Origin of the sequence: Microbispora sp. ATCC PTA-5024 (genome assembly GCF_000511135.2) — a bacterium.
Classification (GTDB): domain Bacteria; phylum Actinomycetota; class Actinomycetes; order Streptosporangiales; family Streptosporangiaceae; genus Microbispora; species Microbispora corallina.
The window spans coordinates 1475720-1501340 of record NZ_KI866523.1 but is presented as its reverse complement, the minus strand read 5'-3'; the positions used below and the strand labels follow the sequence as shown (position 1 = coordinate 1501340).

Sequence of the window (25621 nt, the reverse complement as noted above, 5' to 3'; positions counted from 1 at the left end):
TCGGACCAGGATTTACACAGCCGCCTCCAGGCCGTGGCCAACCTGCCGTAACCAGCCTCTAAACTGCGCGTACCAAGCAGTACCTTTCTGAGCAAAGCAAGGAGGCCGGTGTGGCTCCCTGGTCCACAACCCGGAACGCGGCGGGCATCGGCGCGACGGCGCTGGCGACGGCGCTCTTGATCTCCGCCTGCGGGGGAGGATCGACCACCACGGCGAACCCGTCGTCCGGCGGCGCCGCGGGCGGCGTCTCCCTCGTCCACCCGGGCAAGCTGACCACCTGCACGAACATCCCCTATGAGCCGTTCCAGTTCAACCAGGGCGGCAAGGTCGTCGGCTTCGACGTGGACATGGTGGACCTGGCCGCCAAGAAGCTGGGCGTGACGCAGGACATCGTCGACATCGACTTCGCCGCCATCAAGAGCGGCGCGGCGCTCAACGCCCGCAAGTGCGACGTGGCCGCCGCCGGCATGACGATCACTGACGAGCGCAAGAAGAACATCGACTTCTCGATCCCCTACTTCGACGCCACGCAGGCGCTGATGGCCAAGAAGGGCAGCGGGGTCACCTCCCTCGACGACGTCAAGGCCAAGGGCCTCAAGCTCGGCGCCCAGGCGTCCACGACCGGCCTCGACTACGTGAAGGGCAAGGGCTTCGACCCGGTCGAGTTCGCCGACTCGCCCAAGGAGCTGCTCGGCCTGCAGACCGGTCAGGTCGACGTGATCGTGCAGGACCTCCCGGTCGTGCTGACCTGGCTGAAGAAGCCCGACATCGGCGCCAAGTTCGAGCAGGTCGCCAACCTCGACACGGGCGAGCAGTACGGCATCGGCATGAAGAAGGGCAACACGGCGCTGGCGAAGGTCATCAACGACGCCATCACAACCGCGAAGTCCGACGGCACCTACGCCGCGATCTACAAGAAGTGGTTCGGCACCGAACCGAAGACCTCGTGACACCGGTGGCAGGCAACCAGACGGCCGTCCCCTCCGGGGGACGGCTGAGCCCGCGCAGGAGACAGCGGATCGGCCGGGGCGTCCAGTACGGCGTCCTGATCGTCGTCGTGGTCGTCCTGGCCGCCCTGGCCGACTGGGGAGCGATCAAGCAGTCGTTCTTCAACGGCGAGGTCGCGGGCCAGGGCATGCCCACGCTGTTCACCGTCGCCCTGCGCAACACGGTGATCTACACGCTGACCGGGTACGTCATGGGCTTCGCGGTCGGCCTGCTGCTGGCGCTGATGCGGCAGTCCTCGGTCGCGCCGTACCGGTGGATCGCCGCCGGGTACGTCGAGATCTTCCGGGGGCTGCCCGCGCTCGTCATCTTCCTGATGATCGGCAGCCTGCCGCTGGCCTTCCCCGGCTTCCAGGTGCCCGGCGACGTGTACGGCCAGGCGGCGCTGGGCCTCGGCCTGGTCTCCGCGGCGTACATGGCCGAGACCTTCCGCGCCGGCCTGCAGGCCGTGCCGAAGGGGCAGATGGAGGCCGCCCGCTCGCTCGGCATGCCGTACCTGCGGGCGATGGTGTCCATCATCATTCCCCAGGCCATCCGGATCGTCATCCCGCCGCTCACCAACGAGCTGGTCCTGCTGTTCAAGGACTCCTCGCTGGTGCTGTTCCTGGGGGTCACGGCCGGGCAGGTCGAGCTGGCCAAGTTCGGCAACGACCAGGCGTCCACGTTCGCCAACCCGACGCCGATCCTCATCTCCGGCCTGACCTACCTGCTGATCACGATCCCCCTCGGCTACGTGGCGCGGCGGCTGGAAGCCCGGCAGGGAGCGACCCGATGAGCACAGTCGAGATCAAGAACCTGCACAAGTCGTTCGGCAGCCTCGAGGTCCTCAAGGGCATCGACTTCACGGTCGAGAGCGGCCAGGTGGTCTGCGTCATCGGGCCGTCCGGCTCGGGAAAGTCGACGCTGCTGCGCTGCGTCAACCTGCTGGAGCAGCCGACCTCCGGGCAGGTGGTCGTGGACGGGGTCGACCTCACCGACCCGGACGTGGACATCGACGCCGCCCGCCGGCGAATCGGGATGGTGTTCCAGCAGTTCAACCTGTTCCCCCACCTGACGGTCCGGCGGAACGTCACGATCGCGCAGGAGCGGGTCCTCAAGCGGGGCCGCGGCGAGTGCGACCGCGTCGCCCAGGAGAACCTGGAGAAGGTCGGCCTGCTGGAGAAGCTCGACGCCTACCCGGGTCAGCTGTCCGGCGGCCAGCAGCAGCGGGTCGCCATCGCCCGGGCGCTGGCGATGAACCCCTCGCTCATGCTGTTCGACGAGCCGACCTCCGCGCTCGACCCCGAGCTCGTCGGCGACGTGCTGGCCGTGATGCGCACGCTCGCGGAGGACGGCATGACCATGCTGGTCGTCACCCACGAGATGGGCTTCGCCCGGGAGGTGGCCGACCGGGTGGTGTTCATGGACCAGGGCGTGATCGTCGAGGACGGCCCACCCGAGCAGGTCATCGCGGATCCCCAGCACGAGCGGACCCGCGAGTTCCTCCGCCGGGTGCTCCACCCCGGCGTCTGACCCCGGCCGGGCCCGGCCCGGTCCAGAGATTCCGGCGGCCCGCTCGTCGGACGGCGTGCGCCTGGGCGCGCGACGCTCCGGCGGGCGGGCCGTTTCCGTGTGACGGCCCCGCGCCGGGCGGTGACGTTCACGACGACGTCCTCGGGGCCCTGCCGGCGGCCGGCCGCCGGGCGTGTGGCCGATTCGTGACGCAACCTTTCGTTCCCGGGACGCATCTACCGAGATGAACGAAAGGAACAGAGATGAACAGAACCGCCGTCCTCGCGCTCGCCGCCGCGGTCACCGTGACCGCGCTGCCCGGCGTCGCGCAGGCGGAGGCGCGTACGGGAGCCGCCTCCACCACCTCCGTCAGAACGCCCGCCTCCGCCGGCTCCCTCAGGGCGTCCGCCTCCGCCACGTCCACGAAGAAGACCATCCGGTACGCCTGGGTGAAGTCGTGCAAGAAGAAGGACTACACCGTCCCCTGCGGGCCCTGGACGCTGACGCTGCGCGACGGCAGCAGAGTCCCCCTCAAGGACGCCCGCGTCTTCCCCCTCGACGGCCACAAGGTGGACAAGGAGTCGACGGCGCCACTGGGGGTGAGCGGCGACGGCGGCAGCGTCGCCTACTTCCGCGCCTCCGACAACAGGATCGTGGTGCGCGACATCCGGACGAACCACGTGCGGGTACTGCCCGGGGCCGCCGCCCGGCTCCCCAAGGGCGTCGGCATGTCCTCGGTCGACCTGCAGATCGACCGCACCGGCCGTTCCGTCGCGGTGAGCTACCAGACCGACAAGCCGAAGCCCTCTCTTGTGGCCGACCTGACCTCGGGAACGGTCCACACGCTGCGGTCCGACGTCAACGTCCAGAGCTTCAGCCCCGACGGCGGCCACCTGCTCGCCATCCGGTCCACGGGCGAGAACACGACCGAGTTCCTGGTGTACGACCGGGACGGGCACCGCACCGAGAGCCGCGTGGTGCCGCAGGTCGTGGCCAACAACACCCCGATCGCCCTGGCCGACGACGGCGCCTCGCTCGCGCTGATCATCACCGCGCCGTCCGGGAAGCAGCGCCTGCGCGTGTACGACCTGGCCGGCGACACGGTGGGCGACCCGGTCGACGTGAAGGTCCCCAAGGGCGAGTCCGCGTACACCATGCAGTGGGCGTCCGGCGACTCCCTCGACCTGTGGGAGACGCACAGCGACAAGAACGGCAACACCACCGGCGCGACCCGGCGCGGCCTCGACCCCGCCACGGGCGCCGCCCCCAAGCTCGACTCGTTCAAGATCACGTCGAAGGCGTGGACCTGGTGGTTGCCCGGCGAGTGACCGGAGTTATCGTCCAGGCATGGGCAAGATCTATGACAGGCTCACCGACCGGCTGCGGGAGTTCATCTCGGCGCAGCCGGTCTACTTCGTCGCCACGGCCCCCGACCAGGGCGGCCACGTCAACGTCTCTCCCAAGGGCTACCCCGACACGTTCACGGTCATCGACGACACGACGGTGGCCTACCTCGACCTCGACGGCAGCGGCGTCGAGACGATCGCCCACATCCGCGACAACGGCCGGGTCACGGTCATGTTCTGCGCCTTCGACGGGCCGCCGAACATCGTCCGCCTGTACGGCACGGGCCGGGTCGTCACCCCGGCCGACCCGGACTTCGCCGTCCTGATCCCCCGGTTCGGGCCGCACCCCGGCGTCCGCTCGATCATCGTGGTGTCCTGCGACCGCATCTCCGACTCGTGCGGCTTCTCGGTCCCGTTCATGTCGTACGAGAAGGACCGGACGCTGCTCGACGAGTGGGCGGGCCGCAAGGACGTCCAGCAGAAACGCGCCTACCGGGCCCGGCACAACCGCGAGAGCATCGACGGCCTGGCGGCGCTGGCCCCGGAGGAGACCGACCCGGTGCGCCACCACTCCTGACCCCGCGCCCGCCGGTGCCCGCCGGGCCTTCGGGGACGGGTCACCGCCGGTAGCCGGCCATCCGCTCCAGCCGGGCGATGCGCTGTGCGATGGGCGGGTGGCTGGAGAACAGCCGCCCGATACCCGCTCCGCGAAACGGGTTGGCGATCATCATGTGGCTGGCGGAGGCGAGCCGGCCGTTCTCCGGCAGCGGCAGCCGCCGCACCTCCATCTCGATCTTCCGCAGCGCCGAGGCGAGGGCGAGCGGATCGCCCGTGAGGCGGGCGCCCGCCTCGTCCGCCGCGAACTCGCGCGAGCGGGAGATGGCCATCTGGATCATCGACGCCGCGACCGGGCCGAGGATCATCACGAGCAGGGCCCCGAGGAAGCCCGGGCCCTCGTCGTCGTCCGAGCCGAAGAACAGGCCGACGTACCCAAAGTAGGTGATCATTGTGGCGAGCGCCCCGGCGACCGAGGAGATCAGGATGTCGCGGTTGTAGACGTGCGACAGCTCGTGGCCGATCACGCCCCTCAGCTCGCGCTCGTCCAGCAGGCCGAGCACGCCGTGGGTGACGCAGACGGCGGCCTTGCGCGGGTTGCGCCCGGTCGCGAACGCGTTGGGCTGCATGGTGGGCGACACGTACAGGCGCGGCATCGGCTGCCGGGCGTCGTAGGACAGCTCCCGCACGATCCGGTAGAGCACGGGCTGCTCGACCTCGGAGACGGGCCGCGCCCGCATCGCGGACAGGGCGATCGTGTCGGAGAAGAAGTACGCGACGCCGTTGGCCGCGAGCGCCACCAGGAAGGCGAGCCGTACGCCCGCGCCGCCTCCGAGCCAGGCCCCCGCGAGCAGGATCAACGCGGACAGAGCCCCCAGAAGGACCGCGGTGCGCAGGCTGTTGTGGTGCACGCCTCCTCCTCACGGTTTGGTGCGTCCAGCCGTACCAACGCATATGGCCTGGGCGAACGTTCCCATCCGGGCACCCCGGAACGCGGCCGCGCCTCGGCGGGGTGCGGCGTCAGCCGAGGGCGGACAGCACCACCTGCGGGACGACGGAGAAGACGACCGTGACGGCGAGCGCGATCCCGGCCGCGACGGCGACGGGCGCGTTCGTCTGTTGGCGGCTCCCGGCCTCGGCCGGGGTGAACAGCCGGGCCGTCCAGGCGATGTAGTAGTAGAGGCCGACGACCGTGTTGACGGCCATGACGACGGCGAGCCAGCCCAGCCCGCCGGCGACGATCTCGCGGAAGACCACGACCTTGGCGAACAGCCCCGCCAGCCCGGGCGGCAGTCCGGCCAGGCAGACGAGGGAGAAGGCGAGCGCCAGCCCGGACGCCGGCGACCGCAGGGCCATCCCCCGGTAGTCGTCGAGCGTGTTCCGCTCCCGTTCGGTCGACACCCGCATCACGACGGCGAAGGCCACGAGGTTCATCGCGGCGTAGAACACGAGGTAGGCGACCGAGGCGGCGACGGCGCCGCCCGTGTGCCCGGCCCGGCCCGTCGCGGTGAAGGCGGCCAGCGGCGCGAGGATGTAGCCGGACTGGGCCACCGACGACCAGGCCAGCAGACGGACGGCGTGGCGCTGCCGGAGGGCCAGCACGTTGCCCGCGGTCATGGTCAGGGCGGCCACGACCGCGATCACCGGCGACCAGATCGCGGCCTGACGGCTCAGCGCGACCGTGAGGATCAGGATGAGCCCGGCGAACCCGGCCGCCTTGGAGATCACCGACAGCAGGGCCGCCACCGGGACCGGCGCACCCCGATACACGTCCCCGGCCCAGAAGTGGAACGGCACAGCCGCGATCTTGAAGGCGAACCCCGCCAGCACGAGCACGACGGCGACCGTCGTCACCCCCGCGCCGCCGTACGGCATCTGGGGACGGGCGGTCGCGTAGAACGTGGCGATCCGGTCGAGGTGGACCGACCCGGTGACGCCGTACAGCAGCGAGACGCCGAACAGCATGACCGCCGTGGACACCACGGACACGAGGAGGAGCTTGAGCGCGGCCTCCGACGCCCGGCCGTCGTAGCGCCGCAGCGCGGTCAGCGCGAACACCGGGAGCGAGACGAGCTCCAGCGACACGACCAGCATGATCAGGTCGCGCGAGGCCGGGAGCAGGACGGCGCCGGTCAGAGTGGCGAGCAGCAGGAAGTACCACTCCCCCGCCGGGGTCCGCGCGATCGCCACCTCGGACATCGACAGCAGCACCACGACCAGCCCTGCCGCGAGCACGACGGCCGCGATGACCAGCGTGAACCGGTCGGCCACGAACGAGCACGACGCCTGCGAGCCCGCGGGCTGCACGCCGGCTAGGGACGCCGGGACGCAGAAGGTCTCCCGCCGGACGCCCTGGACCGCCTGGACGGCGACCACGGCCAGCGCCGCCGCGACGCCGCCCAGCGTTACGCCGCCGAGCAGCCGCCGCCCGCCGGGCCGCGCGGGAAGCGTCGCGTCCAGCACCAGCACCAGCCCGGCCGTCAGCGCCACGACCAGCGGCGCCGCCACGGCGGCGTAGTCGATGCCCTGGATCACCTGTCCGCTCACGCCCTCACCCCCCGCCGCTCACCCGTCGGCGGGACGCACCACCCTGCCGGCGCGACCCGCCGGACACCCGCGCTCGCCCCGGCCTGGTCATCTGCGGTGAGCCGCCGGCCTACCCCGTTCGCCCCGGCTCGGTGACTCGCGATGCCCGCGCTCGCCTCGCTGCGGACACAGGTGGTAGGCGGCCGGACGCCCGCGCTCGCCCCGGCCCGGGCATCCCGGCGGCGGGCGTGCCACGCTCTGTCGCGGCGGGCCGCCGAGCGCGGCGGCGACGGGCTCATGGGGTCACCCCCTGGCCGAGGACGGCCTGGACGGCGGGGGTGGTGACGGCCAGGAGGGCCTTGGGCCACAGGCCGAAGGCCAGGGTGAGCGCGACCAGCGGCAGCCAGGCGGCCAGCTCGTGTCCCGTCACGTCGGTCAGGCGCCGCTCCCCGCCGTACGGGGCCCGGGGGCCGGGGACCTCCGCAGCAGCGTCGCCGGCGGTCCCGGATCCGGGGACGGGCGTCGCGGGGCTCTCGCCCGCCGGCAAGCCCGTCCCCTCCTCGGACGGCCCTTCCGGCTCCCACACGGGCCGGGCGGACTCCTCGACCTCGGCGACGGCCGTCCCGGTGGCGACGGGCTCGACCGGCTCGCCGGGGCCGAGCACCTCGCGGATCTCCTCGGCCGAGGTCAGCGGCGGGCCCGCAGGCACGGTCTCGATCGGGCGGCCGTGGGTCACCCGCGACAGCATGACGAGGAAGTACGCGGCGGTCAGCACGGTCCCGAGGCCGCCCACCGCCATGAAGACGAGGAACAACGGCCGGGACAGCGCGGCGGCGGGACGGAACGCGCCCAGCAGCGCGAGCATCTCCCCCCAGAACCCGGCGAGCCCCGGCAGCCCGAGCGAGGCGACGCAGGCGAAGGTCAGCAGCGAGCCGATGTACGGCAGGCGGCGCAGCATCCCGCCGCCCATCCGGACCATGTCGGCCGTGCCGTACCGCTCCTTGACGGCCCCGGCGAGGAAGAACAGCAGGCCGGTGATCAGCCCGTGGGCGACGTTGCCGAACAACGCCGCGTTCATGCCGACCGGCGTGAGCGTCGCGAAGCCGAGCAGCACGAAGCCCATGTGGCCGACCGACGAGTAGGCGATCATGCGCTTGAGGTCGCGCTGGGCGAGGCAGGCCAGCGAGCCGTACACGATGCCGACCACCGCGAACGCCCCAAGCCAGGGGGCGAGCGTCGCCGCGCCCTCCGGAAGGACCGGGATCGCGATCCGGGCGAAGCCGTACGTGCCCATCTTGAGCAGGACGCCCGCGAGCAGGACCGAGCCGACCGTCGGGGCCTCGGTGTGCGCGTCGGGCAGCCAGGTGTGCAGCGGCCACATCGGCGTCTTGACCGCCAGGCCGACCCCGATCGCGAGGAAGGCGAGGATCTGGGCCGTCCGGGGGATGCCCGAGCCGTGCCGGGCGGCCAGATCGGCGATGTCGAGCGTGCCCGTCTGGGCCCACACCACGAGCAGGCCGATCAGCAGCAGCGCCGAGCCCAGGAGCGTGTAGAGGATGAACTTCACGGCCGCCGCGCGGCGGGCCGGCCCGCCCCAGATCGCGATCACGAAGTACATCGGGACCAGCACGACCTCGAAGAACACGAAGAACAGCAGCAGGTCGAGGGCGAGGAACGTGCCGATCATCCCGACCTCGAGCACGAGCAGCGTGAACGCCAGGGCCCGCGGGCGCCCGCCCTCGGGACGGTGCCGGGCGAGGTGGACGAAGCACAGGAACACGAGCAGCGCCGTCAGCACGACCAGCGGCAGCGAGATCCCGTCGACGCCCAGGTGGAACCGCAGGCCGAGCCCCGGGATCCAGGGCACGTCGAGCCCCAGCTGCATGCGCCCCGCGTCCCGGTAGTCGAAGACCGCCGCGACCACCAGGGCGAGGACGAGGGCCGCGCCCGAGACGGCGATCCCGTACGCCGAGGCCGACCGGCCGCGGAACACGGGCAGGGTGAGCGCCGCCGCCCCCAGCAGCGGGACGGCCAGGAGGACCGCCGGCAACGCGCTCATGCCGCCACCCCCGTCGGCATGCAGGGCGTTCGCGACGTGACGCCCGATGGTCGGATCATGTGAGCACCACCGCCGCGACCGCGATCAGCAGGAGCCCGGCGAGCAGGCCGGTGACGTAGAGCTGGGCGTTGCCGGTCTGGGCCAGCCGTACGAGAGTGGACAGGCCGAGGGTGGCCCGGCCGGAGCCGCGGACGGCGCCGTCGACGACCTTCGCGTCGGTCCGGACGACCCCGCGCGCGAGGCGCAGGACGGGACGGACGATCAGGGCCGCGTACAGCGCGTCGACGTAGAAGGCCCGCTCGCACGGCGCCTGGAACGGGCCGAGCATCCGCGCCGGATCCTGGTCGGGCGCGCCGCGCCACAGGGCGTAGACGATCCCGGCGCCGAGCAGCGCGACGACGAGGCTGACCGCGGCCGACCCCCAGTCGACCTCCCGCACGCCCGCGAACCCGAGCAGCAGCGCCGGGACGGCCAGCACGCCGACCGGCCAGAGCATCGACCGGGGCGCCTCGCGCCCGTCGAAGACGTGCGCCGTGCCGGGAGGCGGTTCGGGCAGCGGCTCGATCCTGGCCGGTCCGAAGAACGTGCGCAGCCAGGCCCGCGTCGCGTACGCGCCGGTCATCCCCACGGTGAGCAGGGCGGAAGCGTAGAGGAACGGCTGGGCGGCGCCTCGCGAGTGCTCGACGGCGGCGATCACGGCGTCCTTGCTGAAGAACCCGCTGGCCGGGGGCAGGCCCATGAGCGCGGCCAGGCCGATCGTCGTGGTCCAGAAGGTGACGGGCATCGCCGTGCGCAGGCCGCCCATGTGGCTCATGAGGTTGGACCCGGCGTGGTGGATGACCAGGCCCGCGCACAGGAAGAGCAGCGCCTTGAACGCGCCGTGCGAGACCAGGTGGAACATCGCCGCCCGGTCCGAGCCCGCGGCGAGCGCCGCCGCCATGTACGCGAGCTGGCTGATCGTGGAGTAGGCGAGGACGCGTTTCAGGTCGTCCTGCGCCAGCGCCGCGAGGGCCGCGCCGAGCATGCCGACGGCCGCGACCACGCCGAGAACGTCGAGCGTGGGCTGGGCGCCGAGGAACACCGGGTAGAGCCGGGCCACGATGAAGATCCCCGCCGCGACCATCGTGGCGGCGTGGATGAGCGCGCTGATGGGCGTCGGGCCGGCCATCGCGTCGGGCAGCCAGGTCTGCAGCGGCACCTGGGCGCTCTTTCCCGCGACGCCCGCGAGGAGCAGCAGCGTCCCCGCGACCGCGGTGCCCGTGGGGATGTCGGCGCGCAGGATGTCGTCGATGCGGAAGCTCCCGGCCGCGATCCCCAGCGTGAAGACGCCGAACAGGAACCCGACGTCGCCGAGCCGGGTGACGAGGAACGCCTTGACGGCCGCGCGCGAGTTGGCCCGGTCCTCCCACCAGTGCCCGATCAGGAGGTAGGAGCACAGGCCCATGATCTCCCAGCCGACGTACAGCACGATGAGGTCGCCCGCGTAGACCACCAGCAGCATGGCGCTGGTGAACAGGCTGACGAACGCGCTGTAGGAGGGGTAGCGCGGCTCGTCCCGCATGTACCCCACCGAGTAGACCTGCACCGCCAGCGCGACCACGACCACGAGCATGCCCGCCAGCACCGACAATCCGTCGGCCCGCAGCGACACCGCGACCGGGACCGAGCCCGTCTCGACGACGGAGAGCGTCCCCTCCAGCCGTCCCGGCAGGAGGCCGGTCCAGAAGGGACGGCCCTCCCCGGCGGGTACGGCCCCGCGCATGAGGTCGAGCGCCAGCCAGGCCGTGAGCGCGAGCGACGCCGCGGCGGCCGCGATCGCGAACCACGCAGCCCGCCGGTACGCCGCCCGATTTCCGGGCGCCTCGCGGATCGTCCCCAGCCGGGAGGCGAGCAGGCCGGCGGCCGCGGCCAGGAAGGGCAGCAGGACGACGAGGGCGACGACGAAGATCACGACCGGACCTCCCCGTCCGCCTCACCGGGCGCCCGTTCGGAGAGCGCCCGGAGGCGGTCCACGTCGATCGTCTGGCGCGTGCGGAACACGGCGAGCACGATCGCCAGCCCCAGACCGACCTCGGCGGCGGCGATCACGATGACGAACAGCGTGAGCACCTGGCCGCCGTGCAGCCGGTCGCGCAGCCACACGTCGAAGGCCACCAGGTTGAGGTTGACCGCGTTGAGCATGAGCTCGACCGACATCAGCACGAGGATCGCGTTGCGCCGGGCCAGCACGCCGTACACGCCGATCGAGAACAGCAGCGCGGACACGACCACGGGGTAGACGACGTGCACGTCACCTCACCGTCCCGGGGGCGTCCGCCGCGCAGCCGGTCACTGCCGGCCCCTGATGTCGGTGCGGGACAGGACGATCGCCCCGATCAGGGCCGCGAGAAGGAGCACGGACAGGGCCTCGAACGGCAGGACCCAGGTGCGGAACACGCTCGACCCGAGCGGCTTGGCCGCGCCCTGGCCGGGGTCGAGCGGCGTGTACGCCATCCGGAACCCGGACACCAGCACGGTCACCAGGACGGCGGCCATGGCGACGGCGACGAGCGCGGCGGCCCACGTGTTGCCCGAGTCCAGATCGGCCGACCGGCCGATCGGCGCCCGGGTCAGCATGATGCCGAACAGCAGCAGCACGACGACCGCCCCGACGTAGATCAGCACCTGGACCCAGGCCACGAACTCGGCGGTCAGCACGAGGTAGCCGCCGGCCAGCGCGCCGAAGCAGACGACCAGCCACAGAGCCGCGTGGACGAGCTGCCGCGTCGTCACCACCAGGACGGCCGAGCCGAGCGTGACGGTGCCGAGCAGCAGAAAAATGATCTCCGGCCCCGACGGCGGCCAGAAGCCCGGCGCCTGCGCTGTCACGCGTCCTCCTCTGGCCCGTCCTTCGCGTCGCGTGGTTCGTCGGTGCCGCCGGCGGACCTCTTGGGAAGCGACCCGGGCGGCCGGATGGAGCGGATGTCCCGCATCGGCCTCGCCGGACGTCGAGGGGCTGCCCCGCCCGGCGCCTGTTCCGGCGAGGACGCGCCGCCTGTCGCCCGCTCGGGCGAGGACGCGCCGCCCTCAGTCCGTTGCGGCGAAGGCGCGCCACCAGGCCGCGCACCGGCCTCACTCGTCCCGGCCGCGCCGCGCTCCCCTGTTCCGGCAGGATTCGCTCCGCCCGGCGCCGTCACTGCCGCATCGCCCGTCGCGGATCCTGCTCCGGCTGCTGCTCCGGCTGTGGCACCCGCGCCGGGCCCCGCCTCCGGCCGGCTCGCCGTACGGGCGGGGCCGGGGGGCGTGGCGGCGGGACGAGCGGGACGTGAGGCGGCGACGATCTTCTTGGGCGGCTCGGCCCCCACCTCGTGCGGCGGAGGCGGCGGGACGGTGGCCGCCCATTCCCCCAGCGTGTCCTTCTCGTGGATGAGGTCGCGGATGTCGTACTCGGCGTACTCGAACTCCGGAGACCAGAACAGCGCGTCGAACGGGCAGACCTCGATGCAGATCCCGCAGTACATGCACAGCGAGAAGTCGATGGCGAACCGGTCGAGCACGTTGCGGGCGCGCGGGCGGCCGCCCTCGGGCGCCGGCAGCGTCTCCTTGTGCGAATCGATGTAGATGCACCAGTCGGGGCATTCTCGGGCGCAGAGCATGCACACGGTGCAGTTCTCCTCGACCAGGGCGATCACGCCCCGGCTGCGGGGAGGCAGGTCGGGCTTGACCTCGGGATACTGCTGCGTCTCCGATTTGCGCAGCATGTGCCGCAGGGTCACGGCAAGGCCCTTGGCCAGCCCTTCTCCTGGTATGTGCGCCACAGGCAACATCATGACGCACAAAGGCCCACAGGTGAACGTGCGGTGGGCCTTCACCGGTTTTCCACATTGTCCACAGGGCTGTCCCCAGCTTCTCCACAAGATGTTCACCGGAACGTTGGAAAAGGGGAGGGCACGATTGCCGCGAAGTTCGTATTGTCGGCGCATGCACGGCTACGGGGGACCGGGACCGCAGGGGCAGAACTGGCCGCCGAACCCATACGGCGCCTACCCGCCGCCGCCCCCGAAGGCCGGGGCGGGCAGTGTCATCTGGGCCCTCGCACCCCTGTTCACCTGCGGGTTCGCCGCGCCCTTCACGATCGGGTACGCCGCGGTCCGGCGGCGCAGCGCCTTGCTCGGGGCCACGGCCGCCCTGTACGCCTCGGGCATCGTCGCGTGGATGTCCATCGTGGACGCGTACGACGACCAGGACAGACTCCCCGCCGGCCCGGGCATTCTCATGGTCGCCGGGATGCTCGGACCGTGGCTGGGGGCCACCGTGCACTCCCTGATCATTCGCGAGCGGGTCTTCGGCCCTCCCCCGCCCCGCATGACGTCGGGCAACGAGCAGGCCATCGCGATGGCCCAGCACCGGCGGACGCTGCGGCAGCAGGCGCGGGAGCTGGCCGGGCGCGACCCCCTCCTCGCCCACGACCTGCGGATCGGGCGGCCCGACCTGCCCCGGCAGTACGACGACGGCGGCCTCGTCGACCTCAACCACGCGCCCGTCGAGGTGATCGCGGGCCTGCCCGGCATGACGCTCCCGCTGGCCCGTCAGGTGGTCGCCGCCCGGGACTCCGTGGGCGGCTTCGTCTCCGCCGAGGACGTGGCGGCCGCGGCCTCCCTCCCGCCCCACCTGACCCCCGAATTGGCCGAATACACCATCTACCTCTCGTAGCCGATGTGGTAATGCCCAATGTCGCCGCGGCTTTCCCTGGCTGATCGACGGACCGCTGCCTAGGCTTACGGAGCGTCAGCCGTACCGCGGGAGGGGATCCGTGGCGCCATCCGAGCTCGCCGAATGCCGGGCAGACCTGGCCGCGGCGGCCGCCGCCGTACGCGAGATCCTCGACGCCCTCGGAGCGGTGCCGCCGCTGATGGGCGACCGGACCTGGCAGGGCCCGCCGGCCGACCGGTGGGCTGCCGGATGGAACGTTCGACGGAACCGGCTCACCGCGCTGCTCGACGCCGTGCTGGCCGAGCAGCCCCACCTCATCGCGCGTCAGGAGGAGGCCGAGCGTCGCGCGACCGCCTCGTGACCGGCCATACCAGGAGAGGACGACGTGGGGGAATTCGTCGGAGTCGATCCCGCCAACCTGCGCGAGCTGACCGCCCGGCTCCAGCGGCTGCACGACGTGCTGGCCCGCCAGACGCCGGTGATCCAGCAGAAGATGCAGAAATGGGGCAGCGAGATCGGGTTCGCCGCACTTCCGAGCCTGGTCGCCGAGGCGCTCGACGACGCCCGTGACATGACGGCCCGAACCGGCCGGGCGTACGAACTGGCCCGTGAGAAGGGGTGGAGCCCTCTCGCCCCGGCTGGCGGCGTACTCGCCTTCAACCAGGACCCGCCTCCGCTCGTCCGGCTCGACTGGACCGCCCTCGGGCAGAGCGCCGGCCAGGCCGGACACGACGCCGCGGAGCTGGCCAGGATTCTCCGGGACGCCACGGCATCCGGGACGAGTCCCGCCGAGGCCCTCCGCTCGGTCGCCGAGAGCCTGCGCGGCCACCTGGACGACGCGGACTACCTCGCCGTCTTCTGGGACTCGGCCTCGCCGCTCGCCGCCGGGCTCGCGCGGCGCCTGCACGACCGGGGTCCCGCCGCAGGGCCGCTGCTCGACGCGTCCGCCGCGACCGTTCTGGGCGCTTTCGGCGCCGCCCTCGCGGCCGCCTCACGGCTGCGCCGTCCGGGGAGGCCCGGCGATCCGGCCCTGTCCGGCGCCGCCCTCGACGCGCTGGAATCCGGGGACCCGTGGTCCGTCGGCATGCTGCTGAAGTACGGCCCCGCGGGCTCCTCCTGGGACCCGGCGGTCCTGGCCGGCCTCACCCGTGCCCTCCTGGACGCCCGGCACGCCGGGAAGATCAGCTGGCCGAGCCCCCGGCAGGGCATCAAGTCCGAGGCCGACGCCGTCCGCTACCAGCGGGAGATGGCCGGCTTCGACCCCGTCGCCGCCGTCCTCACCCGGGCCGCCGAGAACGGCGAGGCCGCCCGGCAGGTGCTCGGCGACCCGCACAGCGGCCTCGGCTACGCCCGGATGCTGGTGAGCGACTCCTGGCACACCCCCGGGTACGACCGCACCCCGTTCGTCGGCGACTACCTCAAAGCCGACGGGCCCGTTCCACCCCAGGGCCAGATCGTCACCGCCGGCCCCGCCGCCGCCTTCCTCCGCGCTGCCGTCTCGGCCCCTCGCGGCACCGGCCTCGACGCCCAGCGCTCCGCCTGGTCGGTCGTCCACATCGTCACCGCCACGTCCGACTTCGCGAAGGCCAACCCGGGCGCGCTCCTCCCCCACGAGATCCGCCAGGCCCTCCTCTTCACCGCCGACCGCTACCTCCCCGACTTCGCCAAGTCGGTCGGTCACGACTTCTCGTCCATGGCGCTGCCGCGAGGGAACGAGGCCGGAAATCCGTGGGTCGTCGTCGTGCGGAGCAGCCACCTCGAAGCAGTGCTCGATCAGGCTCTGCAGGAACCGGAGGAGTTCGGGACGTTCACGGGGATGATGAACGCGCGCGTCACACTCGCCGTGGCCGCCACGATCAAGGACCCGTCGGACGCCGACTACTTGAGCGAGATGGCGGGTCTCTACGGACTCGTTCAGCGGCTGCACAACGACCAGCACTTCGTTAAAGCCCAGTTGAAGGACGAGGACGCCGCACGCGATCAGACGGCCCTCGCGTTGTTCACGGGGAGCTTCGGGGCGCTGAGCTTCTCGAACCCCTGGGGTCCGGGCACGATCGCGCAGTTCCTCACCGGCACCGCGGCCCCCGCGGTCGACGCCTCGCTCGACACCGGACACGCGCTGGAGGCCGTGAAGGAGAACGCGGACGCCTTCCGGGACCGGGTCCTGCACATCGAGGTCCCGGTGGTTCAGGGACTGGTGGCGGCGGGTGTCCTGCGTCCACCGAAGGACGCACCCTGGTTCAGGAGCGGAATGGTCGTGCCGGACGCCCATCTAGTGGAGTGGATCAGCGAGCACGCCGAGACCCGATATGGCGGCAAGTCCCTGCAGCAGTGGATCAGAGCGGCCCAGGAGGCCATGAGGATGCAGCAGTGAGGACACGCGTGGCGTTCGCGCTCGGTGCGGCACTCCTGCTCGCCGGATGCACGCGGACGAATACGCACCGACCGGTCGACGACGAGGCGAGACGTCGCGATCAGGCGCTCGTCGCGGTTATCCAGTGCTTTGTCGACAACCGGGCGATCCCGGAGGGCGATCTTCGCGGCCAGCCCTGGCTGGTCGACGGCAGGGTCCGGGCGGGAGCCGAACTGGTCGAGTGGCTCAGCGTCCACAGGGACACGGTCTACCGGGGCAGAGCACTTCAGGCCTGGGAGAACGAGGCGACGGCCGCGTGGCCGCGGTGGACATGCCCGTTGTGAGTCGTCACGGGGTGGAGGTGGCGAGGGCGACGTACTCGGACGGCGGGAGGGTGCGGATCTCGACGCTCGCGCCGTGCCGTACGGCGAAGCGGTGGACGTCCTCGGGAGACCAGCGTCCCGGGAGGTGGAGGATCGGGCGGCCGGGAGGGACGAGGACGAACAGGCCGGTCAGGTCCTCGCACCGGTAGAGCAGCAGACGCAGCGACGCGGCCGGGCAGGGGATGCCGACCGAACGCCGGTCGCCGCCGAGGCCCTGGACGGCCAGTCCGCCGCCGCGGCCCAGGAGGCGGATCGTCCCGGGACCGTCGAGGGGCGCGACGGCCCGCCCGCGCCTGATCCTGCTGCGGAGCATCGTGCGGTCCACCGGCCGCGCCGGCCGGTCGCGGGGCCCTGAGGCTCGACCTCAGGGGTCACGCCAGGAGGACCTTGACGACCCCCGTGAGCGCGAGCTGGAGCAGGGCGAGCGGCACGAGGCCGATCCAGGCGAGCTTCTGGAGCTGGTCCTCGCGCAGCCGGGGGTAGCTGACGCGCACCCAGATCACCACGAACGCCAGGGCGAAGACCTTGACGAGCGTCCACACCGGGCCGGGCAGGAGCGGGCCCTGCCAGCCGCCGAGGAACAAGACGGTCGTCAGCGCCGACAGCACCACGATGCCGGCGTACTCCGCCAGCATGAACAGCGCGAAGCGGATGCCCGCGTACTCCGTCATCGGGCCCATGATGATCTCGGAGTCCGCGATCGGCATGTCGAACGGCGGCCGGCGCAGCTCGGCCAGCCCGGCGGTGAAGAACACGACGGCCCCGATCGCCTGCCAGGGCAGCCACCACCACCGCCACTGCTCCGCGATGCCCGTCAGCGACAGGGTGCCCGCCGCCATCGCCACGCTGGAGGCCGCCAGCACCAGCGGCAGTTCGTACGACATGAGCTGGGCCGCCGCCCGGATGCCGCCGAGCACGCTGTACTTGTTGGCCGACGCCCACCCGGCCATGATCGAGCCGAGCACGCCGACGCCCATGACGGCCAGCACGAAGAACAGCCCGGCGTCGAGGTCGGCGGCCACGAGCCCGGGCCCGACCGGGATGACGACCATCACGACGAGGTACGGCACGAGGGCGACGGCGGGCGCGATCGCGAAGACCCGCCGGTCGGCCGCGGCGGGGATCACGTCCTCCTTCTGGACGAACTTGACGCCGTCGGCGATGAGCTGGGCCCAGCCGTGGAAGCCGCCGGCGTACATCGGCCCGAGGCGCGACTGCATGTGCGCCATGGCCTTGTGCTCCATCTGCCCCACGATCAGCGGCAGCAGCAGGAAGGCCGCCACGACGGCGACCAGGCGCACCGCGACGTCGAGCAGCTCAGCCATCGTCCCTCCGTTCCCGGCCGGCCCAGTCGGGCGGGACGCCGGGGGGCAGCATCTTGCGGCGGGACGGCGAGCCGTGGTCCGACTCGCCGGGTTCCTTGGCCCCCGGCCAGGACTTGGCGACCCGGGCGGCCAACACGAAGTCCTTGCGCAGCGGGTAGCCCTCGAAGCCGTCCGGGAGCAGCAGCGGCCGCAGGTCGGGGTGGCCCTCGAAGACGACGCCGAACATCTCGTACGTCTCCCGCTCGTGCCAGTTCGCCCCGCGGAAGACGCCGGTGGCCGTGGGCAGGCGGGGGTCGGCGCGCGGCACCCGGGTCCGCACCAGCAGGTGGGCCACGGCGACCGGGTTGAAGACGTGGGCCACGACCCCGAAGGCGTCCGGCGGCTCGTCGACGCCGCTCAGCCAGTCGAAGAACTCGTAGCCCTCGGAACGGGCGAAGGCGAGCGTCTCGGCCCATTCGCCCGGCTCGACGTCCAGCACGGGCTGGCCGAAGGAGTCGGACAGGCGGGGGCCGTACCGCTCGCGGACGGCGTCGACGCTCATGAGGCGCCCCCCGGAAGCGAGCCGGCGCCGGGCAGTGAGCCGGCGTCCGGGAGGTAGCGGTCGCTCAGCGTCTCGCCCGCGATCCGTTCCTGGAGCTTCATGATCCCGTGCAGCAGGGCCTCGGGCCGGGGCGGGCAGCCGGGGACGTAGACGTCCACCGGGATGATCTGGTCGACGCCCTTGGTCACGCAGTAGGAGTCCCAGTACGGCCCGCCGGAGTTGGAGCACGCGCCGAACGAGATGACGTACTTCGGGTCGGGCATCTGCTCGTAGAGCCGCAGGACGGCGGGGGCCATCTTGTCGGTCACCGTGCCCGACACGATCATGAGGTCGGCCTGGCGGGGGCCGTTGGCGAACGGGATCACCCCGAAGCGGATGAAGTCGTGCCTGCTCATCGAGGTGGCGATGAACTCGATCGCACAGCAGGCGAGGCCGAAGTTGAACACCCAGAGCGAGTAGCGCCTGCCCCAGTTCAGCACGAACTTCATCGGCTTGGGCGCCAGCCGGGACGCCGGCCCCACCGAGGGCATCGGGAGATCGCTCACCGCCATACCGCCATTGTCCCCCCGTCCTCAGGTCCAGGCGAGCACCCGCTTGCGCCAGGCGTAGAGGATCCCGAGGGCGATGAAGGCGAGGAAGACGAACATCTCCACCAGGGTCGTCATGCCGTAACCGGGGGCGGCGAAGACGGTCGCCCAGGGGAAGAGGAACACGGCGTCCACGGCGAACACCACATAGAGATAGGTGTAGACGTAGTAGCGGATCTGCGACTGCGCCCACCCCTCGCCGACGGGGTCGACGCCGCACTCGTACGTCGTGAGCTTCGCGGGGGTCGGCCGGTCGGGGCGGAGCATGCGGTTCGCGAACAGGCCGCCGGCGAAGATCCCCACGCCGATGAGGAGCAGCACCACGACGACCGCGTAGGAGCCGAAGTATCCGTCCACGCCGACCATCTCCTCCCGCACGGCCCCGCCCGCCGAGCATAACTCCGGCAGGCGCGATCTCACGTGGTGACCACCTGACGGCCGCAGCCCATGGTCGCGCATATAGTTGAGGATCGTGACCCGATGCATGCTCTACGCCCGCTTGCACGTGGACCTGTGCCTGCTGGCCGGGGCCCTGTGTCGGCCTGACGGATCACCGCTGTCACACGGCTGACGGTCGGCACGGCGCCGCCCGGCGCGGCGGCCGACGACCGGCGGGACGCCCGCACAGCCCCGTGGCGATCCCCCGAAGCCGGTGCGGCGTCGCGCCCACGACCAGAGAAGACGTGCGCACGACGGGAAAACAAGCGTGACCCCGATGGATCTAGCATGGATATGACAACGTGCCTCGAGCAGACGAGCCCGGGCGCGCCAAGGAGGACTGAGGAGCTGTGACCAAGCAGGTTCAGCAACTCGACCGCGTGATCATCCGGTTCGCGGGTGACTCCGGCGACGGGATGCAGCTCACCGGCGACCGGTTCACGTCGGAGACCGCGCAGTTCGGCAACGACCTGTCGACGCTGCCCAACTTCCCGGCGGAGATCCGCGCCCCCGCGGGCACTCTCCCCGGCGTGTCGAGCTTCCAGCTGCACTTCGCCGACCACGACATTCTGACCCCCGGCGACGCCCCCAACGTCCTGGTCGCCATGAACCCGGCGGCGCTCAAGGCGAACGTGGCCGACCTGCCGCGGGGCGCCGACATCATCGCCAACACCGACGAGTTCACCAAGCGCAACCTGGCCAAGGTGGGCTACGCCGGCAACCCGCTGGAGGACGAGTCGCTCGCCGAGTGGCGCGTCCACGCGGTGCCGCTGACGTCGCTGACCGTGCGCGCGCTCGAGGGCTTCGACGTGTCCAAGAAGGACGCCGAGCGGGCCAAGAACATGTTCGCGCTCGGGCTGCTGTCGTGGCTCTACCACCGGCCGACCGAGGGCACGATCAAGTTCCTCGAGGCGAAGTTCGCCAAGAAGCCCGAGATCGCCAAGGCGAACATCGCGGCCTTCCAGGCCGGGTGGAACTACGGCGAGACCACCGAGTCGTTCTCGGTCTCCTACGAGGTCAAGCCGGCGAGCCTGCCGCCGGGCGTGTACCGGAACATCTCCGGCAACCAGGCCCTGGCGTACGGGCTGATCGCGGCGTCGGTGCAGTCGGGGCTGCCGCTGTTCCTCGGCTCGTACCCGATCACCCCGGCCTCCGACATCCTGCACGAGCTGTCGAAGCACAAGCGGTTCGGCGTGCGGACGTTCCAGGCCGAGGACGAGATCGCCGGCGTGGGCGCCGCCCTCGGGGCGGCCTTCGGCGGATCGCTGGGGGTGACCACGACCTCCGGCCCGGGCGTCGCGCTCAAGGCCGAGACGGTCGGCCTGGCGGTGACCACCGAGCTTCCGCTGATCGTCGTGGACGTGCAGCGCGCCGGCCCCTCGACCGGCATGCCGACCAAGACCGAGCAGACCGACCTGCTGATGGCGATGTTCGGCCGCAACGGCGAGTCGCCGGTCCCGGTCCTGGCCGCCGCCACGCCGTCCGACTGCTTCCACATGGCCGTCGAGGCCGCGCGGATCGCGCTGAAGTACCGGACGCCGGTCATGCTGCTGTCGGACGGCTACCTGGCCAACGGCTCCGAGCCGTGGCGGGTCCCCGACCCCGCGGAGCTGCCCGACATCTCGGTCGCCTTCACCACCGAGCCGAACGGCGCTGATGGCGCCTACCTGCCGTTCAAGCGCGATCCGGAGACGCTGGCCCGCCCTTGGGCGGTCCCGGGCACGGCGGGGCTGGAGCACCGCATCGGCGGCATCGAGAAGGCCGACGGCACCGGCAACATCTCCTACGACCCGGACAATCACGACAGGATGGTGCGGCTGCGCCAAGCCAAGATCGACGGGATCGACGTCCCCGATCTGGTCGTGGACGACCCCGACGGCGACGCCCGCGTGCTCGTGCTCGGCTGGGGCTCGACGTACGGGCCGATCGCGGCGGCCGTGCGGCGCGCCCGCAGGTCCGGCGGCAAGGTCGCCCAGGCGCACCTCCGGCACCTCAACCCGCTGCCGGGCAACACCGGCGACGTGCTGCGCTCCTACGACAAGGTGCTGCTGCCGGAGATCAACCTCGGGCAGCTCGCCATGCTGCTGCGCGCGCGCTTCCTGGTGGACGTCATCAGCTACAACCGGGTCCGCGGGCTTCCGTTCAAGGCCGAGGAGCTCGCCGCCGTCATTCAGGACGTGATCGAAAGTGACTGACATCTCCAACGGGGGCCTCAACGGCAAGGGCCTGGCCCTGGTGCCGAGGACGGAGACCGCGCAGACCCTGAAGGACTTCAAGTCCGACCAGGAGGTGCGCTGGTGCCCCGGCTGCGGCGACTACGCGATCCTCGCCGCCGTCCAGAGCTTCCTGCCGGAGCTGGGCCTGCGCCGGGAGAACATCGTGTTCGTCTCCGGAATCGGCTGCTCGTCCCGGTTCCCCTACTACCTGAACACGTACGGGTTCCACTCGATCCACGGGCGGGCTCCCGCCATCGCGACCGGCCTGGCCGCGTCCCGGCCCGACCTGTCGGTGTGGGTGATCACCGGTGACGGCGACGCCCTGTCGATCGGCGGCAACCACCTCATCCACGCGCTGCGCCGCAATGTCAATCTGAACATCCTGCTGTTCAACAACAGGATCTACGGCCTGACCAAGGGGCAGTACTCCCCGACGTCGGAGATCGGCAAGATCACCAAGTCGACCCCGATGGGCTCGCTGGACAAGCCGTTCAACCCGATCTCGCTGGCGATCGGGGCCGAGGCCGGGTTCGTCGCCCGCACGATCGACTCCGACCGCAAGCACCTGCAGGGCGTGCTGCGCGAGGCGGCCGCCCACCGGGGCGCGTCGCTCGTGGAGATCTACCAGAACTGCAACATCTTCAACGACGGCGCCTTCGACGCGCTGAAGGACCCGGCCACCCGCGACGAGATCACGGTGAAGCTGGAGCACGGCCGCCCGATCGTCTTCGGCACCGGCGAGAACGAGAAGGCCGTACGGCTGTCGCGTACCGGCGGCGTCGAGGTGGTGCGCCGCTCCGAGGTCGCCGACGACGAGATCCTCGTGCACGACGCCCACAACCCCGACCCGTCGGCGGCGTTCGCGCTGTCGCGCCTCGACGACCCGGCGTTCGAGCACGTGCCGATCGGCGTCTTCCGCTCGATCGACCGCCCGTCGTACGACCAGCTCATGAACGAGCAGCTGCAGACGGCCACGGCCGACAAGGGCCGGGGGAGCCTGGGCGACCTGCTGCTCGGCGGGGACACCTGGCGCATCGGCTGACAGGCGCGCCCGTCGAACGGCACGGACACGACAGGGACCCCACCCTCCGGTGGGGTCCTTTCCGTTCGGGTGAACCCGGGGGCGCCCGGCGCGTCCTCCAGTCCGGCCGCCGTCCAGAGGACCCGGTTGCGGACTTCCCCAGATCCCCTCGCCGAGGAGAGCGTATGTCCCCCCAGCCGTCCGAGCCCGCCGGCGCGGAGAGTCCCTCGTGGACCGGAAGGCGCGCGCTGGTGACCGGGGCGAGCGGGTTCATCGGGTCCGGCCTGGCCCGACGCCTCCGTGAGCTCGGTGCCGAGGTGCACGCGGTGAGCCGGCGCCCGCCGGATCGGCCCGGGCAGGGGGAGGTCTGGCACACGGCCGATCTCCGGTCCGCCGCCTCCGTCCAGGCGGTCGTGGACGCCGCCGCGCCTGACGTGGTCTTCCACCTGGCCGCCGAGGTGAACGGGGCGAGGGACCCCTCGGTCGTGCTGCCCACTCTGGAGAACACGCTCGTCGGCACGGTCAACGTCCTCGGCGCGGCCGCCCTCCGGCCTGGGATGCGGGTTCTGCTGTGCGGGTCGAGCGAGGAGCCGCGGCCGGCGAACGGCCAGGCCCCGCCGCCCTCGCCGTACGCCGTGGCCAAGTGGGCCGCCACGGGGTACGCGCAGCTGTTCCAGCGGCTGTGGGACGTGCCGGTCGTGATCCTTCGGCCGACGATGGTCTACGGGCCCGGTCAACGGGACACCGGGAAGCTGGTGCCGTACGTGACGCTCGCGCTGCTGTGCGGCGAGGAGCCGCGGCTCACCAGCGGGACGAAGCCGGTCGACTGGGTGTACGTGGACGACGTGATCGAGGCCTTCGCGACGGCGGGTCTGAGCGATGGAGCGGTCGGGCGGATCCTCGACATCGGCACCGGCACCCAGGTGCCCGTCCGGGAGGCGGTCGAGCTGCTGTACCGGATCATGGACGCGCCGTCGCCGCCGCCGTTCGGCGCGGTGGCCGACCGTCCGCTGGACATCGCGCAGACAGCCGACATCGGCCCCGCGGCGGAGGTGCTGGGCTGGCGACCCTCGACCGGTCTGGAGGAGGGGCTGCGCCGGACCGTGCGGTGGTACGCCGAGCGGCACCACCGGGGGGAGTAGCGAGTACGTCACGAAGGCCGGGATCAGCAGCGGCGGAGGCGGCGATCTGGGATGGTTGAGGTGATCGTCCCGGCGCCCGAGGAGCCCACCAGATGAGCCGCCTGAACGCCCTCCGCAGCCGTTTCGTCGACGCTCCCGACTCGCTCGGGGCCAAGGCCCGCGCCCGGCGCTGGGCCTGGTTCGCCGAGTGCTTCCCCGATCTCGGTCAGATGACCGTCATCGACCTCGGGGGGACGGCCAGCGCCTGGCTGCGGGCGCCGATCCGGCCGGCGCACGTGCACATCGTCAACCTGGACGCACCGCCGGCCGACCTGCCGTCCTGGATCCGGGCCGACGTCGCCGACGCCTGCGACCTGCCGGCGTCGATCAAGGGCACGACGTACGACCTGGTCTACTCGAACGCCGTGATCGAGCACGTGGGCGGGCACGTCCGCCGGCAGATGTTCGCCGACGCCGTGCACGGCCTGGCGGAGCGCCACTGGGTACAGACCCCGTACCGGTACTTCCCGGTCGAGCCGCACTTCCTGTTCCCCGGGTTCCAGTTCCTGCCGCTGACGGCCCGCACCGAGATCCTCCGCCGCTGGCCGCTCGTCCACACGCCGACCTCCGAGCGGGAGGCGGCGCGGCAGATCGCGATGGAGGTGGAGCTCCTCAGCGTGACCGAGATGCGGCACTACTTCCCGTCGTCCCTGATCCGCTTCGAACGCCTCGCGGGGCTGGTGAAGTCGGTGATCGCGCTCAGGCGGAAGCCGTGAGCGGGGTTCCTCAGGGGGTGACGGCGCCGCCGTCCTCCCAGGTGTTGCCCTTCCAGACGTTGCCGGAGCCGTCCTCGTCCCAGTAGGCGACCGGCCCGGCCTGCCCGCCCTTCGGCCAGACGCTGCGGCTGAAGACGTTGCCGATCACCTTGACGTTCGCCGAGGTGCCCTTGGTGCCCGCCCCGGCGTACAGCGACCAGCCGCCGCCCGCCAGCAGGTTGTCCTCCACCGTCACGTCGCGGATCACGCCGAAGTCCTGGAACAGGGCGATCGCGCCGGTCTGGTCGAGCGTGTTGACGACGGTGTTGTGCCGGATGACGAGCTGGGTGCCCTTCGCGGGCGTGCTCGTACTCATGATCATGTCGGTGTGGTCGCCGGAGTAGTACTTGGGGTCGTGGACGTAGGAGTCCTCGATGAGGCCCTGCTCGGTGCAGATGCCGTTCGAGATCGTGTGGATGTCCACCCGGCGGATGGTGATCATCCTGCCCTGGTTCAGGATGCCGAACTGGGTGCGGACCCTGCCGTTCCCGAAGATCTCGGAGTCCTCGACCGTCAGCCCCGTGCGGCCCTCCCGCTGGATGATCCCCCAGTAGTCCTGCTGCCCGTGGACCCGGGTGTTGCGGATGGTCACGTTGTCGGCGTCCACGGTGATGTCGCCGTAGACGTCCAGCCCGTCCACGACGGTGCCGTCCTTGGTGATGACGAGCGCGTCGGAGCGTTTGAGCGTCACCCCGCCCGGGACGCCGGTGGTGTCGGCGCTCGGCCACCCGCCCGTCCGCGGCGGCGTCGGCTCACCCGAGGGCGTCGGCGTGGGGGTCGGCCGGCTCGGCGTGGGAGTCGGGCTGTGCGACGGGCTCGGCGTACGCGACGGCGTGGGAGTGCTCGACGCAGTCGGCGTACGCGACGGCGCGGGAGTCGGGCTGTGCGACGGGCTCGGCGTACGCGACGGCGTGGGGGTGCCCGACGCAGTCGGCGTACGCGACGGGCTGGGGCTGTGCGACGGGCTGGGGGACGGGGTGGGGCTGTGCGACGGGCTCGCCGTCACGGTGGGGCTCGGCGACGCCGTCGGCGACGGGACGGGCCGGTGCGGCCGGTGCCGGTGCCCGCGCGGGGGCCAGGGGAACCACCAGGTGGGCGCCGGCCGGGCCACGACCGCGTGCCCGCCGCCTGCGCTCGCCGTGCTCGC

26 protein-coding genes and 1 pseudogene are annotated in these 25621 nt (G+C 71.8%); 14 read left to right on the top strand and 13 right to left on the bottom strand.

The features are described from left to right. Positions 1-110: 110 nt before the first annotated feature. The 5 genes from MPTA5024_RS19520 (at position 111) to MPTA5024_RS19500 (ending at position 4419) form a co-directional block, all read left to right on the top strand. Positions 111-950: an ABC transporter substrate-binding protein gene (locus MPTA5024_RS19520; RefSeq protein WP_036325494.1), complete on the top strand. Its 840-nt coding sequence runs from the start codon at positions 111-113 to the stop codon at positions 948-950. After that, entirely contained in the window at positions 947-1780 is an 834-nt protein-coding gene (locus tag MPTA5024_RS19515; RefSeq protein ID WP_051458359.1) for an amino acid ABC transporter permease, read from the top strand. Before MPTA5024_RS19520 ends, MPTA5024_RS19515 begins: the two co-directional genes overlap by 4 nt. Then, positions 1777-2517 carry an amino acid ABC transporter ATP-binding protein gene (locus tag MPTA5024_RS19510; RefSeq protein WP_036325490.1) on the top strand — a complete coding sequence of 247 codons (741 nt, stop codon included), beginning with the start codon at positions 1777-1779 and terminating at the stop codon, positions 2515-2517. Before MPTA5024_RS19515 ends, MPTA5024_RS19510 begins: the two co-directional genes overlap by 4 nt. Positions 2518-2759: 242 nt before the next feature. Beyond that, positions 2760-3824: a hypothetical protein gene (locus MPTA5024_RS19505; RefSeq protein ID WP_036325489.1), complete on the top strand. Its 1065-nt coding sequence runs from the start codon at positions 2760-2762 to the stop codon at positions 3822-3824. Between the two features lie 19 nt (positions 3825-3843). Beyond that, on the top strand, positions 3844-4419 hold the full coding sequence (locus MPTA5024_RS19500; protein ID WP_036325487.1) for a pyridoxamine 5'-phosphate oxidase family protein: 576 nt from the start codon (positions 3844-3846) through the stop codon (positions 4417-4419). A gap of 40 nt (positions 4420-4459) precedes the next feature. Here MPTA5024_RS19500 and htpX read toward each other — a convergent pair whose 3' ends face one another. The 7 genes from htpX to MPTA5024_RS44315 all read right to left on the bottom strand — a co-directional run bounded on the left by htpX (position 4460) and on the right by MPTA5024_RS44315 (position 12779). Beyond that, the gene (htpX, locus tag MPTA5024_RS19495) at positions 4460-5308 is read right to left on the bottom strand and encodes a zinc metalloprotease HtpX (protein ID WP_036325484.1); all 849 of its coding nucleotides are present in this window, start codon (positions 5306-5308) and stop codon (positions 4460-4462) included. 109 nt (positions 5309-5417) lie between these two features. Next, positions 5418-6944: an NADH-quinone oxidoreductase subunit N gene (locus MPTA5024_RS19490; RefSeq protein ID WP_232326537.1), complete on the bottom strand. Its 1527-nt coding sequence runs from the start codon at positions 6942-6944 to the stop codon at positions 5418-5420. A gap of 274 nt (positions 6945-7218) precedes the next feature. After that, entirely contained in the window at positions 7219-8982 is a 1764-nt protein-coding gene (locus MPTA5024_RS19485) for a complex I subunit 4 family protein (RefSeq protein ID WP_036325482.1), read from the bottom strand. A 55-nt stretch (positions 8983-9037) separates the two neighbouring features. Continuing rightward, complete coding sequence (locus MPTA5024_RS19480; RefSeq protein WP_036325480.1) at positions 9038-10933, bottom strand: NADH-quinone oxidoreductase subunit 5 family protein; 1896 nt, start codon at positions 10931-10933, stop codon at positions 9038-9040. After that, a complete protein-coding gene (gene nuoK, locus MPTA5024_RS19475) occupies positions 10930-11271 on the bottom strand; it encodes an NADH-quinone oxidoreductase subunit NuoK (protein ID WP_036325478.1) in 342 nt (113 codons plus the stop codon). The genes MPTA5024_RS19480 and nuoK overlap by 4 nt, the downstream gene beginning before the upstream one ends. 39 nt (positions 11272-11310) lie before the next feature. Next, a complete protein-coding gene (locus MPTA5024_RS19470; protein ID WP_036325476.1) occupies positions 11311-11850 on the bottom strand; it encodes an NADH-quinone oxidoreductase subunit J family protein in 540 nt (179 codons plus the stop codon). After that, positions 11847-12779, bottom strand: a complete 933-nt coding sequence (locus MPTA5024_RS44315; protein WP_269750605.1) for a NuoI/complex I 23 kDa subunit family protein — start codon at positions 12777-12779, stop codon at positions 11847-11849. The genes MPTA5024_RS19470 and MPTA5024_RS44315 overlap by 4 nt, the downstream gene beginning before the upstream one ends. Positions 12780-12942: 163 nt before the next feature. Here MPTA5024_RS44315 and MPTA5024_RS19460 point away from each other — a divergent pair, with 163 nt between their 5' ends. The 4 genes from MPTA5024_RS19460 (at position 12943) to MPTA5024_RS19445 (ending at position 16371) form a co-directional block, all read left to right on the top strand. Beyond that, complete coding sequence (locus tag MPTA5024_RS19460; protein WP_051458358.1) at positions 12943-13674, top strand: ComEA family DNA-binding protein; 732 nt, start codon at positions 12943-12945, stop codon at positions 13672-13674. Positions 13675-13774: 100 nt separating this feature from the next. Further along, positions 13775-14035 carry a hypothetical protein gene (locus MPTA5024_RS19455; protein WP_036325474.1) on the top strand — a complete coding sequence of 87 codons (261 nt, stop codon included), beginning with the start codon at positions 13775-13777 and terminating at the stop codon, positions 14033-14035. Between the two features lie 24 nt (positions 14036-14059). Further along, a complete protein-coding gene (locus MPTA5024_RS19450; protein WP_036325472.1) occupies positions 14060-16048 on the top strand; it encodes a hypothetical protein in 1989 nt (662 codons plus the stop codon). Positions 16049-16056: 8 nt separating this feature from the next. Beyond that, positions 16057-16371, top strand: coding sequence for a hypothetical protein (locus MPTA5024_RS19445; protein ID WP_157099554.1), 315 nt, complete (start codon positions 16057-16059; stop codon positions 16369-16371). Between the two features lie 4 nt (positions 16372-16375). On the opposite strand, the gene MPTA5024_RS19440 is transcribed toward MPTA5024_RS19445, so the two are convergent. From MPTA5024_RS19440 to MPTA5024_RS19420, 5 genes are read right to left on the bottom strand one after another with little or no spacing between them, the layout of a single operon-like run. Continuing rightward, entirely contained in the window at positions 16376-16723 is a 348-nt protein-coding gene (locus MPTA5024_RS19440; RefSeq protein WP_157099553.1) for a hypothetical protein, read from the bottom strand. A gap of 58 nt (positions 16724-16781) precedes the next feature. Next, positions 16782-17735: an NADH-quinone oxidoreductase subunit NuoH gene (gene nuoH, locus MPTA5024_RS19435; protein WP_036325465.1), complete on the bottom strand. Its 954-nt coding sequence runs from the start codon at positions 17733-17735 to the stop codon at positions 16782-16784. Further along, on the bottom strand, positions 17728-18276 hold the full coding sequence (locus tag MPTA5024_RS19430) for an NADH-quinone oxidoreductase subunit C (protein ID WP_036325462.1): 549 nt from the start codon (positions 18274-18276) through the stop codon (positions 17728-17730). Before MPTA5024_RS19430 ends, nuoH begins: the two co-directional genes overlap by 8 nt. Then, a complete protein-coding gene (locus tag MPTA5024_RS19425; RefSeq protein WP_036326837.1) occupies positions 18273-18827 on the bottom strand; it encodes an NADH-quinone oxidoreductase subunit B in 555 nt (184 codons plus the stop codon). Before MPTA5024_RS19425 ends, MPTA5024_RS19430 begins: the two co-directional genes overlap by 4 nt. Before the next feature lie 21 nt (positions 18828-18848). After that, complete coding sequence (locus MPTA5024_RS19420; protein WP_198167302.1) at positions 18849-19220, bottom strand: NADH-quinone oxidoreductase subunit A; 372 nt, start codon at positions 19218-19220, stop codon at positions 18849-18851. Positions 19221-19651: 431 nt separating this feature from the next. Between MPTA5024_RS19420 and MPTA5024_RS19415 the strand changes: the two genes are divergently transcribed. From MPTA5024_RS19415 to MPTA5024_RS19400, 4 genes are all read left to right on the top strand, one after another. Next, the gene (locus tag MPTA5024_RS19415) at positions 19652-21496 is read left to right on the top strand and encodes a 2-oxoacid:acceptor oxidoreductase subunit alpha (protein ID WP_036325458.1); all 1845 of its coding nucleotides are present in this window, start codon (positions 19652-19654) and stop codon (positions 21494-21496) included. Continuing rightward, positions 21489-22559: a 2-oxoacid:ferredoxin oxidoreductase subunit beta gene (locus tag MPTA5024_RS19410; protein WP_036325455.1), complete on the top strand. Its 1071-nt coding sequence runs from the start codon at positions 21489-21491 to the stop codon at positions 22557-22559. The genes MPTA5024_RS19415 and MPTA5024_RS19410 overlap by 8 nt, the downstream gene beginning before the upstream one ends. Before the next feature lie 164 nt (positions 22560-22723). Then, complete coding sequence (locus tag MPTA5024_RS19405; protein WP_051458357.1) at positions 22724-23680, top strand: NAD-dependent epimerase/dehydratase family protein; 957 nt, start codon at positions 22724-22726, stop codon at positions 23678-23680. A 92-nt stretch (positions 23681-23772) separates the two neighbouring features. Further along, the gene (locus MPTA5024_RS19400; RefSeq protein ID WP_036325450.1) at positions 23773-24435 is read left to right on the top strand and encodes a class I SAM-dependent methyltransferase; all 663 of its coding nucleotides are present in this window, start codon (positions 23773-23775) and stop codon (positions 24433-24435) included. Between the two features lie 10 nt (positions 24436-24445). On the opposite strand, the gene MPTA5024_RS19395 is transcribed toward MPTA5024_RS19400, so the two are convergent. After that, complete coding sequence (locus MPTA5024_RS19395) at positions 24446-25165, bottom strand: hypothetical protein (RefSeq protein WP_036325443.1); 720 nt, start codon at positions 25163-25165, stop codon at positions 24446-24448. Between MPTA5024_RS19395 and MPTA5024_RS42355 the strand changes: the two are divergent. Beyond that, positions 25155-25621 (top strand): annotated as a pseudogene (locus MPTA5024_RS42355) (hypothetical protein); the annotation flags it as partial. The gene MPTA5024_RS19395 and the pseudogene MPTA5024_RS42355 sit on opposite strands and share 11 nt — an antisense overlap.

Excerpts from the sequence above, each read along its gene's own strand:
- MPTA5024_RS19510 (WP_036325490.1), top strand. The coding sequence starts at position 1,777 with ATGAGCACAGTCGAGATCAAGAACCTGCACAAGTCGTTCGGCAGCCTC.
- MPTA5024_RS19505 (WP_036325489.1), top strand. The coding sequence starts at position 2,760 with ATGAACAGAACCGCCGTCCTCGCGCTCGCCGCCGCGGTCACCGTGACC.
- MPTA5024_RS19500 (WP_036325487.1), top strand. The coding sequence starts at position 3,844 with ATGGGCAAGATCTATGACAGGCTCACCGACCGGCTGCGGGAGTTCATC.
- MPTA5024_RS19485 (WP_036325482.1), bottom strand. The coding sequence starts at position 8,982 with ATGAGCGCGTTGCCGGCGGTCCTCCTGGCCGTCCCGCTGCTGGGGGCG.
- MPTA5024_RS19460 (WP_051458358.1), top strand. The coding sequence starts at position 12,943 with ATGCACGGCTACGGGGGACCGGGACCGCAGGGGCAGAACTGGCCGCCG.
- MPTA5024_RS19440 (WP_157099553.1), bottom strand. The coding sequence starts at position 16,723 with ATGCTCCGCAGCAGGATCAGGCGCGGGCGGGCCGTCGCGCCCCTCGAC.
- nuoH (WP_036325465.1), bottom strand. The coding sequence starts at position 17,735 with ATGGCTGAGCTGCTCGACGTCGCGGTGCGCCTGGTCGCCGTCGTGGCG.
- MPTA5024_RS19430 (WP_036325462.1), bottom strand. The coding sequence starts at position 18,276 with ATGAGCGTCGACGCCGTCCGCGAGCGGTACGGCCCCCGCCTGTCCGAC.
- MPTA5024_RS19425 (WP_036326837.1), bottom strand. The coding sequence starts at position 18,827 with ATGGCGGTGAGCGATCTCCCGATGCCCTCGGTGGGGCCGGCGTCCCGG.
- MPTA5024_RS19405 (WP_051458357.1), top strand. The coding sequence starts at position 22,724 with ATGTCCCCCCAGCCGTCCGAGCCCGCCGGCGCGGAGAGTCCCTCGTGG.
- MPTA5024_RS19400 (WP_036325450.1), top strand. The coding sequence starts at position 23,773 with ATGAGCCGCCTGAACGCCCTCCGCAGCCGTTTCGTCGACGCTCCCGAC.